Source organism: Actinomadura madurae (assembly GCF_900115095.1).
Taxonomy (GTDB): domain Bacteria; phylum Actinomycetota; class Actinomycetes; order Streptosporangiales; family Streptosporangiaceae; genus Spirillospora; species Spirillospora madurae.
Genome location: NZ_FOVH01000011.1, coordinates 1 through 14,874 on the forward strand (window position 1 = coordinate 1; position 14,874 = coordinate 14,874).

At 69.1% G+C, this 14,874-nt stretch carries 18 protein-coding genes and 1 tRNA gene; 15 read left to right on the top strand and 4 right to left on the bottom strand.

Going from position 1 to position 14,874, the window contains the following annotated elements:
• Positions 1-130: 130 nt before the first annotated feature.
• Positions 131-1,909: an IS481 family transposase gene (locus BM339_RS27700; protein ID WP_143118649.1), complete on the top strand. Its 1,779-nt coding sequence runs from the start codon at positions 131-133 to the stop codon at positions 1,907-1,909.
• An 80-nt stretch (positions 1,910-1,989) separates the two neighbouring features.
• Here the strand turns inward: BM339_RS27700 and BM339_RS27705 are convergent, their stop codons facing one another.
• Positions 1,990-2,982, bottom strand: a complete 993-nt coding sequence (locus BM339_RS27705) for an SUMF1/EgtB/PvdO family nonheme iron enzyme (RefSeq protein ID WP_075022746.1) — start codon at positions 2,980-2,982, stop codon at positions 1,990-1,992.
• 27 nt (positions 2,983-3,009) lie between these two features.
• The gene (locus BM339_RS27710) at positions 3,010-3,789 is read right to left on the bottom strand and encodes an aminotransferase class IV family protein (protein WP_075022747.1); all 780 of its coding nucleotides are present in this window, start codon (positions 3,787-3,789) and stop codon (positions 3,010-3,012) included.
• A gap of 117 nt (positions 3,790-3,906) precedes the next feature.
• On the opposite strand from BM339_RS27710, the gene BM339_RS27715 reads away from it, so the two are divergent.
• From BM339_RS27715 to BM339_RS27725, 3 genes are all read left to right on the top strand, one after another.
• Complete coding sequence (locus BM339_RS27715) at positions 3,907-4,143, top strand: hypothetical protein (protein WP_143118620.1); 237 nt, start codon at positions 3,907-3,909, stop codon at positions 4,141-4,143.
• 29 nt (positions 4,144-4,172) lie between these two features.
• The gene (locus BM339_RS27720) at positions 4,173-4,415 is read left to right on the top strand and encodes a hypothetical protein (RefSeq protein ID WP_075022749.1); all 243 of its coding nucleotides are present in this window, start codon (positions 4,173-4,175) and stop codon (positions 4,413-4,415) included.
• Between the two features lie 89 nt (positions 4,416-4,504).
• Positions 4,505-4,843 (top strand): hypothetical protein, encoded by a 339-nt coding sequence (locus tag BM339_RS27725; protein ID WP_143118621.1) that lies wholly within the window; start codon positions 4,505-4,507, stop codon positions 4,841-4,843.
• A gap of 293 nt (positions 4,844-5,136) precedes the next feature.
• Here the strand turns inward: BM339_RS27725 and BM339_RS27735 are convergent, their stop codons facing one another.
• Positions 5,137-5,529 (bottom strand): GntR family transcriptional regulator, encoded by a 393-nt coding sequence (locus BM339_RS27735; protein WP_075022752.1) that lies wholly within the window; start codon positions 5,527-5,529, stop codon positions 5,137-5,139.
• A 126-nt stretch (positions 5,530-5,655) separates the two neighbouring features.
• Here BM339_RS27735 and BM339_RS27740 point away from each other — a divergent pair, with 126 nt between their 5' ends.
• From BM339_RS27740 to BM339_RS27780, 9 genes are all read left to right on the top strand, one after another.
• Entirely contained in the window at positions 5,656-6,045 is a 390-nt protein-coding gene (locus BM339_RS27740) for an SCO3933 family regulatory protein (protein ID WP_075022753.1), read from the top strand.
• 12 nt (positions 6,046-6,057) lie between these two features.
• A complete protein-coding gene (locus BM339_RS27745; RefSeq protein WP_075022754.1) occupies positions 6,058-7,395 on the top strand; it encodes an FtsK/SpoIIIE domain-containing protein in 1,338 nt (445 codons plus the stop codon).
• A gap of 246 nt (positions 7,396-7,641) precedes the next feature.
• A complete protein-coding gene (locus tag BM339_RS27750) occupies positions 7,642-7,824 on the top strand; it encodes a hypothetical protein (protein ID WP_143118622.1) in 183 nt (60 codons plus the stop codon).
• Entirely contained in the window at positions 7,821-8,678 is an 858-nt protein-coding gene (locus BM339_RS27755; RefSeq protein ID WP_075022756.1) for a DUF2637 domain-containing protein, read from the top strand. The genes BM339_RS27750 and BM339_RS27755 overlap by 4 nt, the downstream gene beginning before the upstream one ends.
• Positions 8,679-8,697: 19 nt before the next feature.
• Positions 8,698-9,123, top strand: a complete 426-nt coding sequence (locus tag BM339_RS27760) for a hypothetical protein (protein ID WP_075022757.1) — start codon at positions 8,698-8,700, stop codon at positions 9,121-9,123.
• Positions 9,123-9,413: a hypothetical protein gene (locus BM339_RS27765; protein ID WP_075022758.1), complete on the top strand. Its 291-nt coding sequence runs from the start codon at positions 9,123-9,125 to the stop codon at positions 9,411-9,413. The genes BM339_RS27760 and BM339_RS27765 overlap by 1 nt, the downstream gene beginning before the upstream one ends.
• A gap of 102 nt (positions 9,414-9,515) precedes the next feature.
• Positions 9,516-10,910 carry a replication initiator gene (locus BM339_RS27770; protein ID WP_256255478.1) on the top strand — a complete coding sequence of 465 codons (1,395 nt, stop codon included), beginning with the start codon at positions 9,516-9,518 and terminating at the stop codon, positions 10,908-10,910.
• Complete coding sequence (locus tag BM339_RS27775) at positions 10,907-11,164, top strand: excisionase family DNA-binding protein (RefSeq protein WP_218163781.1); 258 nt, start codon at positions 10,907-10,909, stop codon at positions 11,162-11,164. The genes BM339_RS27770 and BM339_RS27775 overlap by 4 nt, the downstream gene beginning before the upstream one ends.
• A complete protein-coding gene (locus BM339_RS27780) occupies positions 11,164-12,510 on the top strand; it encodes a tyrosine-type recombinase/integrase (RefSeq protein ID WP_075022760.1) in 1,347 nt (448 codons plus the stop codon). The genes BM339_RS27775 and BM339_RS27780 overlap by 1 nt, the downstream gene beginning before the upstream one ends.
• An 89-nt stretch (positions 12,511-12,599) precedes the next feature.
• Here the strand turns inward: BM339_RS27780 and BM339_RS27785 are convergent.
• Positions 12,600-12,673 (bottom strand) — tRNA-Gly (locus BM339_RS27785).
• Positions 12,674-12,754: 81 nt separating this feature from the next.
• On the opposite strand from BM339_RS27785, the gene dcd reads away from it, so the two are divergent.
• A complete protein-coding gene (dcd, locus tag BM339_RS27790) occupies positions 12,755-13,330 on the top strand; it encodes a dCTP deaminase (RefSeq protein WP_024935867.1) in 576 nt (191 codons plus the stop codon).
• Between the two features lie 183 nt (positions 13,331-13,513).
• Positions 13,514-14,767: a quaternary amine ABC transporter ATP-binding protein gene (locus BM339_RS27795; protein ID WP_075022945.1), complete on the top strand. Its 1,254-nt coding sequence runs from the start codon at positions 13,514-13,516 to the stop codon at positions 14,765-14,767.
• Positions 14,768-14,874: the final 107 nt, after the last annotated feature.

Consider the following 14,874-nt stretch of genomic DNA (forward strand, 5'->3'; position numbering starts at 1 on the left):
TGTCCTGTCCCGGGACATGCTTGACATCTCTGTCCCATCACATGCTTGACGGGTGCCTGTTCGGCTTGGCTGTCGCGTGTTCGTTTGCGGGCGTCGCGTGTCAGGGAGGCCGGGATTGGGCCTGGTCGAGTTGTCGGTGGTGGAGCAGCGGTATCGGGCGGTGCTGCAGGTGCTGGCGGGGGTGCCGGTGATCGAGGTGGCGGCCCGGTTCGGGGTGTCGCGTCAGAGCGTGCATGCCTGGGTGAAGCGTTATCGGGCTGAGGGGCTGGCGGGGCTGGCTGATCGGTCCCGGCGTCCGGTGTCTTCGCCGGGTCAGATGAGTGCGCAGGTGGAGGCCGTGGTGTGTGAGCTGCGGCGGGAGCATCCGCGGTGGGGTCCGGTGCGGATCGTGCATGAGATCGGTCGGCTGGGTGTGGTGCCGGTGCCGTCGCGGATGGGCGTGCATCGGGCGCTGGTGCGGCATGGGTTGATCGAGCCGGGCCGGCGGCGCCGCAAGCGGGAGGAGTTTCGCCGCTGGGAGCGCGAGGAGCCGATGGCGTTGTGGCAGATGGACATCGTCGGCGGGGTGTTGTTGGCCAATGGGTCGGAGTGCAAGGTGGTCACCGGGGTGGATGACCATTCGCGGTTCTGTGTGATCGCTGAGGTGGTGCCGCGGGCGACGGGCCGGGCGGTGTGCCTGGCGTTCGCGGCGGCGTTGCGTGAGTTCGGGGTGCCGGGTGAGGTGCTGACCGATAACGGCAAGCAGTTCACCGACCGGTTCGGGCATGGCGGTGAGGTGCTGTTCGACCGGATCTGCCGGGACAACGGCATCGTGCACCGGCTGACGCAGCCTCGCTCACCGACCACGACGGGCAAGGTCGAGCGGTTCCACCAGAGTCTGCGGCGAGAGCTGCTGGATGACGCGGTGCCGTTCGATGACCTGCCTGCGGCCCGGGCTGCAGTGGCGGGCTGGGTGGTCGAATACAACACCCGCCGCCCGCATCAATCGTTGGGCATGGCGTTCCCGGCCGACCGGTTCGACACCCGCACCGCCCAGGGCGAGCAGGAGCTGCTGCCGTTGCGGCTGCCCGCCGCGGTCCGCCTGGCCGCCGTCCCACCGGCCGCCCAAGAAGCCGAACCCGCCGACCCTGCCGGCACCGATGTGCAGGCGCAAGCCGCCCAGATAAGGGTGTGGGACGGCGGGGCAGTGGAGTTCGAACGAACCGTTCCGGCCAGCGGGAACATGTTCGTGGCCGGTCGCCAGTTCTGGCTCGGCCCCGCCCAGGCCGGTGTCACGGTGACGTTCTGGGCCGACACCGATGTCATCCACCTGCTCAACGCCGGGTCCCGGATCAAATCCGTGCGCTCACACCTGTCGACCGCCGACCTGACCGCACTGGCCGCCCGCGGAGCCCGCAAAGCCGGGCCACCCCCGTTGCCGCCACCCGAAGACGGCGAGGCGGGAGAGGTCGACCGGACCGTCAACAAGGACGGCAACGTCGGCCTGGGCGGCCGCATGGTGCTGGCCGCAGAGATCCTGCGCGGCCGCCGCGTCGGCATCCGCATCGAACCCGCCACCCTGATGTTCTTCGACCCCCAAACCCGCGAACTGCTGCGCACCCGCCCCAACCCGTTCACACCCGACCAGGTCCAGGCGCTGCGCGGACTACGGCGGGCCGGTCCACCGCCCCGGCCCCGCACCGAACCGGTCACCGTTCAGCGGCGGGCCAGCAACAGCGGCGTGGTCATGGTCACCGGGCAAAAGATCGCACTGGGCCGCCTGCACGCCGGCCGGGTGGTGACCATCCACGTCGCCGACACCACCCTGGCCATCGAACTGGGCGACGACGACGTGCGGACGGTCCGCCGGACCACCACCCAGCCCGTCCGAAGCATCAAGGCTCACCGGCCCCGCAAGGCCGCCCCATGATTCCTAGAACATCCGTCAAGCATGTCCTGGGACCAAAACGTCAAGCATCTCCTGGGACTAGACAACCGGCGCGCTGGTCGTCAGGTGGCTGACTGGCCTCGCACGTTGAGCAGGGCTCGCATGGTCTCGGCTGGGGTCACACAGCGAAAGCCGGTGTCGTCGTCGAGCATGTCTGCTGAGGCGTCGTTGAACGTGGCGGGTGCGCAGCGGAGGAAGGGGCTTGTGAACGCGCTCCCCTTCAGCTCGTAGCGGCCGGGCTCGGTCTCGGTCGAGCACCAGTCCCAGGTGTTGCCGCACATGTCGTAGACGCCGTACGGGCTCACGCCGCTTGCGTAGCAGTCAACGGGGGTCGTGCTGCGCTTCCCACCCTCTCGGCAGTTGACCTTCGCTGGGGTCCGCTGGTTGCCCCAGGGGTAGATCTCGCCTCGGGTACCTCGGGCTGCCTTCTCCCACTGCTGGGCGCTGGGGAGGGCCTTGGCGGACCACTGGGCGTAGGCGTGGGCGTCGTGCCATGTGACGAACACGACCGGGTGGTTGTCGAGTCCATCGGGGATGTCGCCGGTCTCCCAGTGCTGTGGCGGCTTGTAGTCGGTCGCTGCGACGAACCGGGCGTAGTCGGCGTTTGTGGTGGGGAACACATCGATGTAGAACGCCGGGAGGTACACGGGTTCGCTGTTCTCGCCTGCGAAGTAGACGCCGGCCGGGACCAGCGTCATCAACTTCCCGTCGATCGGGTGCCTGACCTGGTCTTCGTCACCGATGGGCACGTCCGGCTCTGACTGGGGGCCTGCTGGCTGTTCTGAGGACACGCCCGGATACTGTGCGGGCGTGGTCGCGGCCGTCAAGCCGATCATCTCGGCGAAGCGGGCCTGCACGTCGGGGCTACAGGCCGCCAGGATGGTGTCTAGGCCCTGCTGGTTGATGGGGCGGGGAGTGACGTTCCCCTTCTCCCATCGGACGATCATTCGTTCGCTGACGCCGAGTTCCGCGGCGAACTCCACCTGACTGACGCGCTTGGCTTCCCGTAGGGCGCGGGCTTCCTTGCCGGTCCAGCGTGAGACTGTGGGGGGCATGTGGTGCTCTCCGTAGCGGGGCGGTGCTCAGACGGCTTCGGCGGGGATCTCTTCGTATTCCTTGCGGAGGGTCTCGAAGATCGGGTGCGCGTCCGGGAACTCCACTTCGTTGATGGCCGTGATCGCTCGTACGCCAAAGGCTGTGTTGGTGGCGAACGCGGCTTCCATGCGTGGCAGGTCGGAGAGGTTGACGGGGCCAAGGGATGTCGCGTCGTGCACCTGGTGGAGTAGGCGCATCGTCACGCCGGGGAGAACTTCGGCGTTAGGCCAGATGACTTGCTGTCCGTCGAAAAAGCCGATGTTCCACGTTGCCCCCTCTGAGAGGTACAGCTCCGGGTCAGTGAAAACGCAATCGTCGAATCCGTCGAGTTGGGCGTTACGGCGGTGCCACAGGGCGCCAAACAGGCCGACGTGCTTCTGTTCGGGCAGGTCGCGAACGTAGGGGACCGATTGCACCCGAAGCGGGGACATGGGCCATGTTCCGGCTGGCCGGGTCGTGACGAGTACCTTGGGCTCGGCTTGGGCTCCGGGGTGGCCTAGTTCGAGGTTGGGGTCGTAGATCGTCACACGGACGACGAACGCGCCGTCTCGTCCGGCGGTGGCCTGTCTGACGTACTCCCGGACCTGTTGACGGTCCAGCTCGTGCCCGAACAGAACTCGACAGTCTCGGACAAGTCGCTCTAGATGGTGCGAAAAGCCTCTGATGCGCTGATTTTCCATACGCATCGACGTGAAGTGGCCGTAGTTCACGAGAGCTAGCGCTTTGAGCTCATCCGGGGTGACAGGTACGCCGTTGAGTTCAGCCATGGATCTCAGTGTGTCAGTAGGTATGGGCTGCTCACAGGGGCGGGTGCAGGACAAGTTCAGTGCTACGTCGGTGCCTGGACATGGGAACGGCTTGCTCAACACGACACCGTGGTTGGCATGAGCGGTCGTGTGCGTTCGGAAGACAAGGTGGTGCGGCTCTCCACGCCGCGTCTGCGCAGCAATGCCACGGGGCGGCCCGGCGGGCTGAGCGAGGAAGAGCGTCAGCTCCTGCTCGCAGAACTCGCCGAGATCACTGCCGAACTCGATGAACTCCGCGCTCGGACACAGCAGATCACGGCCCGGGTTCACCGGGCCGGGACGGCCATCCCGGCTCGTGAGACCGGGGCAGCCTGAGACGAGTCACTTCACTGAGGAACCGTGCAATGGAAACGCGTGCGCACAACGATGACCCGGCGCTTCGTCGGCTTCGGGAGGAGTTCACCGGGCATCGGATCTGGCGGGCTCGGCGCTGGGACGGGCGTCCTGGCGACTGGGTCGCGACGCTGCATGACTCGGCCGCCGGCGTCGACCTCACGGTCATCCGGTCGGACTCTGCGGCGCTGCGTGAGGCGCTCGTGCAGGAGCGGGACCGCGCGGACCGTCCGGTGATGAAAAGGGCCTGGTGATGGTGGCGTGGACCCCGCCGCCGTCCCCGATCGGGGCCGTCCCTGCGCCGGGTGGGGCGGCCCGGGGGGAGGCTGAGGCGGCGCGGCGGGTGCTTATCCCCCCGGATGCACTGGCCGCGCCGCCTCGGCCGTTCACCGCGCGGCGGCTGCTGAACCGGCTCGCCCGTGCCCTGCGGCGGCGAGGCTGGACGGTGGAGCGCCGTTACACCGAGACCTTGCCCATGCTGCGAATGCGCTTCGCCGAGGTTGCGAGCCTGGGCGAGAGCGTCACCGTCGTCGGCGGGGATGGCGGCTGGTGGTACCGGTCCAGTACCGGGGAACTGCTCGCGCCCTGCTCGGATGTGGACCGGGCAGCGCTGCGGGTGACGACGTCGCTAGATCGGTGGATCGCGGCGGCGGACTCGGCCTGGAGGACGGACGGGGCCTGATGGACGCCGCGGCGGCCCTCGCCGAGATCTCGGACCGCTTCGGGGTCACGTGCTGGCGAGGCCATTACACCCGCTCGTTATGGGCGCTGGTGCGCTGTGACCGCGGGTGGCGCCTGGTGGAAGCGGCATCAGTTCGCGAGCTGGTCATGGCCATCACGCATCCTGACGGGTGGCCATGGCCGTGACGGCCGTGACGGCCGTGCGGCACGGGGGACGGTGGGGCACCGTGAGTTCCTGTGCTGCGCGGTCGTCGCTGTCCGGGGCGGGCGCGACGACTGGCGGCGGGGCTTGTCCTAGAGGTCCCTCGTTCGCTCGTCCAGGTCATGGACCTTCTCACTGAGACGGCGGACATGCTCCCGGATCTCCTGGAGTTGGCCGAAGAGGAGAGTGAACTCTTCGCTTGGGCCTTCGTCTGTCTCTCCAGAGGGTTCGGCTGCTGTCTCTTGCTCCGGCCGCCTCGTGACGACGCTCGGCGTGCCCTGCCGACTCATGATGATGTTCTCTTCCCGCAGGACTGCGAGGGCACGCTCTACCGTGGCCCCGGCCGCGCCGAACCGCTCCCCCAGCTTCGCTATGGACGGTAGGGCTTCGCCTACTGGGTAGCGCCCTGCGGCGATGTCCTTCCGCAGTTCGTCAGCGATGCGGACGTAGACCTTCCGTCGGTCCGCTGCACCAGGTTTTCCCATGTCAGCAGCATAACCGCCTGACTTAGGTTCGTGGGTTCCTAGGAAAGTTTCTGTCTATTGCTTGACCTACCTACTTTCCTATGTAACCTAGGAACGTAGGAAGCAATCGATGGCCTGGAGGCTGACGTGCGAAACATCCCGGTGGACCTGTCGGCGCTGACGTTCGTGTGCGTGTCGCCGCCGCGTCCCAAGCTGGTGAACCAGGAGACCGGGGAGGTGAAGACCGACCGCAACGGGCAGACCGTGTTCACGGTGGGTCTGTCGGCGGCCGACGCGATGGGGCGGGTGGACCTGCTCAACGTGGCGGTCGTCGGGGACCAGTCGGTGACGATCGGGGAGGTGGTGACGCCGGTCGGGCTGGTGGCGTTCCCGTGGGAGGCGGTCTTGGGCGGTGAGAAGCGCTGGGGCGTCGCCTACCGCGCCGACCGCATCGCGCCCGTCTCCGCGGTCGCTCCGCCCCCGGCCTCCGCGTCGTCGGGGTCGTCGGACTCGTCCGCTGCGGCGGGCGTGGCCTGATCGGCGGCCGTGATGACTGATCTGCTTGTGGTGCTCGGGGTCCTGGCCGCTGCGGCGGCCGGGCTCTGGGCCTGGCGCCGGTACCACCCGGCCTCGTTCTGGTACGGCGTCGGCTTCCAGCTCCGGGCGGTGCTCGTGTACCTGACGTGGCATCACATCGCCTCGGGCTGCAAGCTCACCCGCAACCGGCGCCGGTTCCGGCTCACCCTCTACGCCATCCCCGTGGTCGGGCCTGCCTCCCGGTCCGCTGCGACGGTGGTCGAGCACAAGCGGCGGGTGCGCCGCGTCGACGTCGAACGCGCTCCCCGCCTCGGCATCCTGCGTCCCACCCGGCTGGGGTGGCGGATGCGGCTGCGACTGCATGACGGCCAAGTCCCGGCCGACTACGAACGCGCGGCGGAGGGCATCGCGCACGCCTGGCGGGTGCACTCGGTGCGGGTGGTCGACGTCCGGCCCGGCTACGTCACCCTGTGGGCCACCATGCGTGACCCCCTGGTCGACGTGGTCACCGAACCCGAAACCGGTGAGCTTCTCACGGTCCGTCCCGGCAAGCTGGAGAACGGCCGTGACTGGCTGATCGACTTTCGCACCGTGCCGCACTGGCTCAACGCCGGGGCGACACAGTCCGGCAAGTCCAACCTCGCCAACGCCCTCATCAAGGGCCTGGCGCCGCAACCGGTCGCCCTCGTCGGCTTCGACCTCAAGGGCGGCGTCGAGTTCACCCCCTACGCGCCGCGGTTGTCGGCGCTGGCCACCACCCGCAAAGAGTCGGTCGACCTGCTGTCCGACCTGGTCGGCGAGGTCGAGAACCGCATGGCCACCTGCCGCGCGCACGGCGCCCGCAACGTCTGGACGCTCCCGGAAGACCTGCGGCCGGTGCCGGTCGTGGTCCTGGTGGACGAGGTCGCCGAACTGTTCCTGATGGCCGACAAGTCCGAGAAGGAGGAAGTGTCGCGGACCGCTACCGCGCTGCTGCGCGTCGCGCAGCTCGGCCGCGCGTTCGCCGTCTACCTGATCGTGTGCGGGCAGCGCATCGGGTCTGACCTCGGCCCCGGTGTCACCGCGCTCCGCGCGCAACTGTCCGGGCGGGTGTGCCATCGGGTCAACGACCCGGAGACGGCGAACATGACGCTCGGCGACCTGGACCCGGCCGCCCTGGACGCCGCCCGCGCCATCCCCGCCGAGACCCCGGGCGTGTGCATCGTCGCCGGGCAAGACGGCGCCTGGCACCGCGCCCGGTCGGTGTACGTCCCCGAAAGCCAGGCCGAGGAAGCCGCCCACACCTACGCGTACCTGACCCCGGACTGGGGCGACCTCATCGGCTCCGTCCCGATCACTCCTGCCGCATAGGCGGTTCTCTCCTTCTCCTCTTCTCCGGCTCGGCGTGAGCCCTGATCACACCACGTCCCTACCCGACCTATGCCCGAAACCATCCCGGGAGGCTGCCCAATGGTTGCCCGTATCCGTGTCCTTAGTCCCCGTCCTCGCCCTCGGTTCGTCGCCGTCCCGTCCCCGTCCCCGGACTCGTCCTCGCCGTCCTCGTCCTGGTCGCCGTCCTCGGGCTCGTCCCGGCCGTCGCCAGTGTCGTCCTGGGACGTGTGGCCGGTCGGCGTCGAGTGGGACGAGTTCCGGTCCCTGCACATCGCCCGGTGCCAGCAGTGCGCCGAGTCGTTCGCCTCCTCGTCCTCGGCTGAGGCCGACCAGTGGGCCGACACCCACCACTGCGACCCCGAAATGGTCGCGCTGCTGGCCCTCGTCGACACCCGGCGGGCGGCATGACCCGGCGCGTCTTCGGCGCGGTGGCCGACTCCGGGCCGGTCGTGGTCCTGGCGGGGATCGCGGCGGCGGGGTCGTTCACCCACATCCGCGACACCGCCACCGAACACGGTCAACACGGCTGGATGGCCTGGGCCATCGCGGTGTGCATCGACCTGACCTGCGTCATGGCAGCCGGAGAGCGCCAGCGAGACAAGCGCACCGGACGAGACACCGGGCGCCTGTCATGGCCGACCCTCGTCCTGATCGGCGGCATCCTGCTCTCCCTCGCCGCCAACCTCGCGCAAGCCGACCCCTCGGTCTGGGGCTGGATCACCGCAGGGACCCCGGCGGGCGCGTTCCTGGTCGCCGTCTCGATGCTGGAACGCCGCAAAGCCGGCACCCGCCCGGCGGCTCGTCCGCTGCCCGTCCCGGACTCCTTCGGCCGTCCCGAACCGTCCCCGTCTCCGTCGCGGTCCTCGTCCGGGGCGCTGTCCGTCCCGTCCCCGCCGGACCCGGCCTCGTCCCCGTGGGTGGTCTGGGAGCACCCCACGGCCGCCGCTGCTACCGCGCCCGTCCCCCGCGACCAGGACGACCAGGACCAGGGCGAGGACGAGCAGGACGGACAGACCTCCATCCCCGTCCCGACCGAACGCCCCACCTCGACGGCGCCCGCGTCCGCCTCGTCCGACTCGTCCTCGTCGGCTCCGGCGGGGCCGCTGGTCGACTTCGCCCGCCGGGTCGCCACCGAACACGAAACCGAGCACGGGCGGCCCATCACCCGGGATGCGTTGCGCGCCCGGCTCGGGGTCTCCAACCAGCTCGCCTCTGACCTGCTCCGCCAGATCCGCAACCAAGCAACCGTGCCCGTCTCCTGACTTGCTGGAGGAACCTGCCATGACCACGCCTTCGAACTCGACCCGTCCGGCCGCTCCGGTGGTGCCCGGTGACCTGTTCGCCCGGCACCAGATCATTCTCGGCCTGCGCGCCCTGGCCGTCTTCCTGGAAGCCAACCCGGACGTGCCGGTCAACGAGTTCGGCCACGACCTCATCGTCAGCGTCCGGGCCGATGACGCCTCGGCGGTCGCGCTGGTCGACGCCACGGCGGCGCTGCTGGGCGTCGACGTCGCCGACGACACCGGCCGGGGCGGGCACTACACCGCAACCCGCACCTTCGGCCGCGTCTCCTACCGCATCGTCCACATCCCCCAGCGGCGCCACGAGGAGTACCACGCCCGCGACAGCTACTGGGACAACATCACCCTGGACACCGGCCAGCGCAGCGACCAGGGCCACAGCGAGATCAGTGGGCGGGTGGCCTGATGACCGACCAGAACCCGACGACGTGGCGGCTTCGCTGCCGGGCCTGCAACCTCACCGCTGGCGGTCTGCACTGGGTGACCCTGCTCAGCCTGCGGGGCGGCCCCTCGTGCTCGGCCTGCGGCTCGACCGAGGTGACCGCGCAGGACTCGGCGACCGGATCGGCCATCGCCTTCCCGCGCCCGCTCCCCTCGGTCGGCCAGTGGTGGCAGTGCTGCAACTGCGGCGGGACCGGCCTGGACTCCTACGGCGACACCTGCCCGCACTGCCAGGGCCTCGGCAACTGCCAATAGCCCTGAGCGCCCCCGGCGTGACCGCTCAACCGCCAAGTCACGCCGTCACGTCGGGGGCCATCCCCTTCACCCGCACGAAACCGGTAAGGAGACCCCTTCATCGTGCCCCACCCTGCCCTCACACCGCAGGACGCCCGACTGATGGCCAAGATCATCGACCGGCCCGACTTCGAGCGCTGGGCCGCTCGTGCCCGCGCTACCGGCGGCTGCGCGCAACCGGTGTTCCTGACCGGCACCGTCAGCCACGTCCACACCGGTACCGGGGAACTGCTGCACCACTACACCACCGACCGTGAGCCGGACGGCGCGCTTCCAGTGGCGTGCAAGACCCGGCGGGCCTCCCGCTGCCCGGCCTGCGCCGAGATCTACCGGGCCGACACCTACCAACTCATCCGCGCGGGCCTGGCAGGCGGCAAAGGCATCCCCGAAACCGTCTCCGGTCACCCGGCCGCCTTCGTCACCCTGACCGCGCCCTCCTTCGGCCCCGTCCACACACGCCGGGAACGCAACGGCGGACGGGTCGAGCGCTGCCACCCCCGGCGGGACGCCACACCGTGCCCGCACGGCGTGACGGCCTCCTGCACCGCCCGGCACTCCGCCGACGACCCCCGGCTCGGCGAACCGCTGTGCCCCGACTGCTACGACTACGCCGGGTCGGTCATGTTTAACGCCATGGCCCCGGAACTGTGGCGCCGCTTCACGCTCGCACTGCGCCGCTACCTGGCCAAAGCGGCCGGGCTCACACAAAAGGAGTTCCGCGAGACGCTGGCGGTCTCCTTCGCCAAGGTCGCCGAATACCAACGGCGCGGCGTCGTCCACTTCCACGCCGTCATCCGCTTCGACGGCCCCGACGGCCCCACCACACCCCCGCCCGGTTGGGCCACCGTCCAACTCCTGGAAGACGCCGTCAAGCACGCCGCCGGCGCCGTCTCGGTCACCACTCCGGCCGCCCCCGGCATCCGGGCACGGTCGCTGACCTGGGGCGCGCAAGTCGACATCCGGGCCATCACCTCCTCGGGTGCGCTCACCCAACAGGCCGTAGCGGGCTACATCGCCAAGTACGCCACCAAAGCCGCCGAATGCGTCGGCACCCTCGACCGGCGGCTTCATCCCGCTGACGACCTGGACGAGCTACCGATCACGCCGCACGCCCGGCGGCTCATGAGCGCATGCCTGATCTTGGGTGCCCTGGAGGAGTTCGCAGACCTCCGGCTCGTCCAGTGGGCTCACATGCTCGGGTTCCGCGGCCACTTCTCCACCAAGTCACGCCGCTACTCCACCACCCTCGGCGCCCTGCGGGCCGCACGCATCGCCTACGTCCGCGAACAGCACCCCGGCTGGCAACCGCCCGACGACCAAGACCCTGACCTGATCCTCGCCATCGGCGAATGGCGCTTCCACAGCCAGGGCCTCACACGCGGCGAAGCGCTCGTCACGGCCGCGCTCACCGGAAGACCCCTACCGCCTCCCGCATCGACAGACAGGAAAGCCGCATGAGCAAGGCAAAGGCTGAGGTGTCCCCGATCAACCTGGGTGAACGACTGCTGACCGTCGCTGAGGCGGCCGAGGTCCTGTCGACCTCCGAACGGTTCCCGCGGCGGCTCATCGCTGAGCGGCGAATCCGCTTCGTCCGCCTCGGCGAACCTGGCAGGCGCGGACACGTCCGCATCCCCGAATCGGCGCTCCGCGAGTACATCGCGGGCGGCCTGGTCGAGCCCATGACCGCCTCCGACGTCTGGAGGGCTGCCTAATGGCGAACAGAGACGGGCACCGCCGGTTCGGCAACGTCCGCAAGCTCCCCTCGGGCCGGTTCCAAGCGCGGTACCCCGGCCCTGACGGGCGCGTCCGCACCGCTCCGAACACGTTCGCCACCAAACGCGATGCCGAACGCGCGCTCACGCTGATCGAGGGGCAGATACTCGGCGGGGAGTGGACTGATCCAGACCGGGGCAAGGTCAAGCTCGGCGACTATGCCGCCAAGTGGATAGAGCAGCGTCAGAACCTCCGGCCCCGTACACGGGAACTGTATGCCTGGCTGCTGCGCAAGCACATCACGCCGCACCTCGGGGCGGTCGCGCTCGGCCAGCTCAGTACGCCGATGATCCGGGACTGGCTGTCGACGCTGGCTGATGCCGGGGTCTCGGCGACCTCGCGCGCAAAGGCGTATCGGCTGCTGCGGGGCGTCCTCATGACGGCCGTCGACGAGGACAAGATCCTCACTCGGAACCCTTGCCGCGTGCGTGGGGCCGGTACCGAGGATGCGCCCGAACGCCCGACCCTCACGGTTGCTCAGGTCTTCGAGTTGGCCGAACGGGTCGGCGTGCGGCCGGTGGGCAACATCCGGAAGCTGGACTCGGGCGAGTACCGGCTGCGCTATCAGGTCAAAGACGGCGTCATGCGCCGTTTCCCGGGCTCCTTCGGGACGCGCCTGGAGGCTGAGCGGGCGCTGTGGAAGCTCGCCGAGGAGGGGCGCGCCGACGTGGTCCAGGACGACCGGCTTCGGGCGCTGATCCTGCTTGCCGGGTTCGCCAGTCTTCGATGGGGCGAGGTCACGGCGCTACGACGCTGCGACATCGACACCGTGAACCGCACCGTCCGGGTACGGGGCGCTTACGTCGAGCGGGCAACCGGGGAGATGATCCTCGGGCCGACCAAGTCACGAGCAGGGATGCGCACCGTCTCTATTCCGGCTGCGATCGTTCCTCACCTGGTCGCCCACTTGGACAAGTACGTTCGGCCGGGTGCTGATGCCCTCGTCTTCACGGGGATCAAGGGCGGGCCGCTGCGGCGTAGCGGCTTCAACAAGCTGACCCGGTGGAGCCACGTCGTCAGCTCGTTGGGGGTGCCGAATCTGCACTTCCACGACCTTCGGCATACCGGCAACACGTTGGCGGCAGACATGGGCGTCTCGCTGCGCAACCTCATGGCGCGCATGGGGCACGACAACGAGCGGGCCGCGCTCCGGTACCAGCACCGATCGGCCAAGGCGGATCGGGCCATCGCGGACGGGTTTGACGCGCTGGTCCAGGCCGAGCGGACGCAGGACGGCGACGAGGAGGACGACGGGTCGGGCGGCGCCCTGGTGCCGGTGGGCTAATGGCACGCTAATGGCACGAGGGCCCGTGAAGGGCTTTGAAACGATCAAGGCCCAGGCGGGGACTTACTCCCTGGCCTGGGCCTTCTTGGTGGAGCGGGTGACGGGAATCGAACCCGCGCTGTCAGCTTGGGAAGCTGAAGTTCTACCATTGAACTACACCCGCGTGGGGGCCCTGGTGGGGCTCCATGCTGTGGTTACTGTACCGGATCGCCGGGTGGGGTGGGGTGTGGGATAGCGTTTCGGGGTGCTGCTCTCCGATCGCGATATCAGGGCCGAGCTCGGGTCCGGGCGGGTGAAGATCGACCCGTATGAGCCGGGGATGGTTCAGCCGTCCAGTGTGGACGTGAGGCTGGACCGGTACTTCCGGGTGTTCGAGAACCACAGGTATCCGCACATCGATCCGGCCGTGGAGCAGCCGGATCTGACGCGGCTGGTGGAGGTCGATCCCGAGGAGGCGTTCGTCCTGCATCCCGGGGAGTTCGTGCTGGCGTCGACGTACGAGGTGTTCGCGCTGCCCGACGATCTGGCGGCCAGGTTGGAGGGGAAGTCCAGCCTGGGGCGGTTGGGGCTGCTCACGCACTCGACGGCCGGGTGGATCGATCCGGGGTTCAGCGGGCACGTGACGCTGGAGCTGTCGAACGTGGCGACGCTGCCGATCAAGTTGTGGCCCGGGATGAAGATCGGGCAGATGTGCCTGTTCCGGACGAGCTCGCCGGCGGAGTACCCCTACGGGTCGGCGAAGTACGGGTCGCGGTACCAGGACCAGCGGGGGCCGACGCCCTCGCGGTCCTACCTGAACTTCCATCGGACGAAGGTGTAGTCGGTTCGTGACCTGAACGTGACGGAGATCACCAAAAGATGAAACATGTTCTCTGGACGGGTAGTTTCGGGCGACGCACAACGTTGGCGTCTGGTTGACAGTCTCTTTGCATGAGACTCCGGACGCCCGGACGGACAGGGCGACCCGTTTCCGCGCTTTGACGTGGGAACCCGGAAGGAGATCGTGTCAGTACTCCGCGCGGAAAGCGTCACCAAGCTCTTCGGCCGTAAGGCGGGCGAGGCACAGCGGAAACTCAGGGCGGGCGCCGACCTGCAGGCGGTTCGCGACCTAGGGGTCACCCCCGCGGTGGTGGACGCCACGTTCGAGGTCCGGCAGGGCGAGATCTTCGTGGTCATGGGCCTGTCGGGGTCGGGGAAGTCGACCCTCATCCGGATGCTGAACGGGCTTCTCGGGGTCACGTCCGGGAGTGTCGAGATCGACGGCCAGGACATCGCGAAGATGTCGCCGAAGGCGCTGCGGGCGCTCCGGCAGAACAAGGTCAGCATGGTCTTCCAGCACTTCGCGCTGTTCCCCCATCGGACGGTCCTGGCGAACGCCGCGTACGGGCTGGAGGTCCGCGGCGTCCCGAAGGAGGAACGAGAGAAGAAGGCCCGGGAGTTCCTGGCCCTGGTCGGCCTGGAGGGTTGGGAGAGCAAGGTCCCCCGGGAGCTGTCGGGCGGGATGCAGCAGCGGGTGGGGCTGGCGCGGGCGCTGACGGCCGGCACCGACATCATCCTGATGGACGAGGCGTTCAGCGCGCTCGACCCGCTGATCCGGCGGGAGGTCCAGGACCTGCTGCTCGACCTGCAGGGGCGGTTCGGCAAGACGATCGTGTTCATCACGCACGACCTGAACGAGGCCATGCGCATCGGCGACCGGATCGCGGTCATGCGGGAGGGCCGGATCGTGCAGATCGGCACGGCCGAGGAGATCCTGACCGACCCCGCGAACGACTACGTCGCCCAGTTCGTCGCGGATGTGGACCGTACCAGGGTGCTGACGGCGTCCTCGGTGATGGAGAAGCCGCTCGTGACGGTGCTGGCGTCGACGGGTCCGCGGACGGCGCTGCGGACGATGCGCGAGCACCAGACGTCGGCCGCGTTCGTGATCGAGCGGGACCGGAAGCTGGTCGGCCGGGTGCGGGCGACGGTGATCGCCGACGCGGTGCAGGAGAACGTGCAGACGCTGGACGGGCTGGTCGACCCGGAGGACCCGGCGCCGGTGTCGCCGGACACGCCGGTCGCGGACCTGTTCGTGCGGTGCGCCGAGAGCGACCTGCCGGTCCCCGTGGCCGACGAGGACGGGACGCTGCTCGGCGTGATCCCGCGGGTGACGCTGCTGGCGGCACTGGGTGCGATCAACTCCCATGTGGAGGAGGTCGTGGCCGAGCCGGAACTCGCGCTGACGAAGGAGGGCAGTGGCGTTGACGGTGAGTAGAGCGGTCGAGCTGCCCCGGGTTCCGGTCGGTGAGTGGTTCGACAGCCTGGTGAACTGGTGTACGGACAACCTGTCGTGGTTGTTCGACGGGATCGGCTCCGCGATCG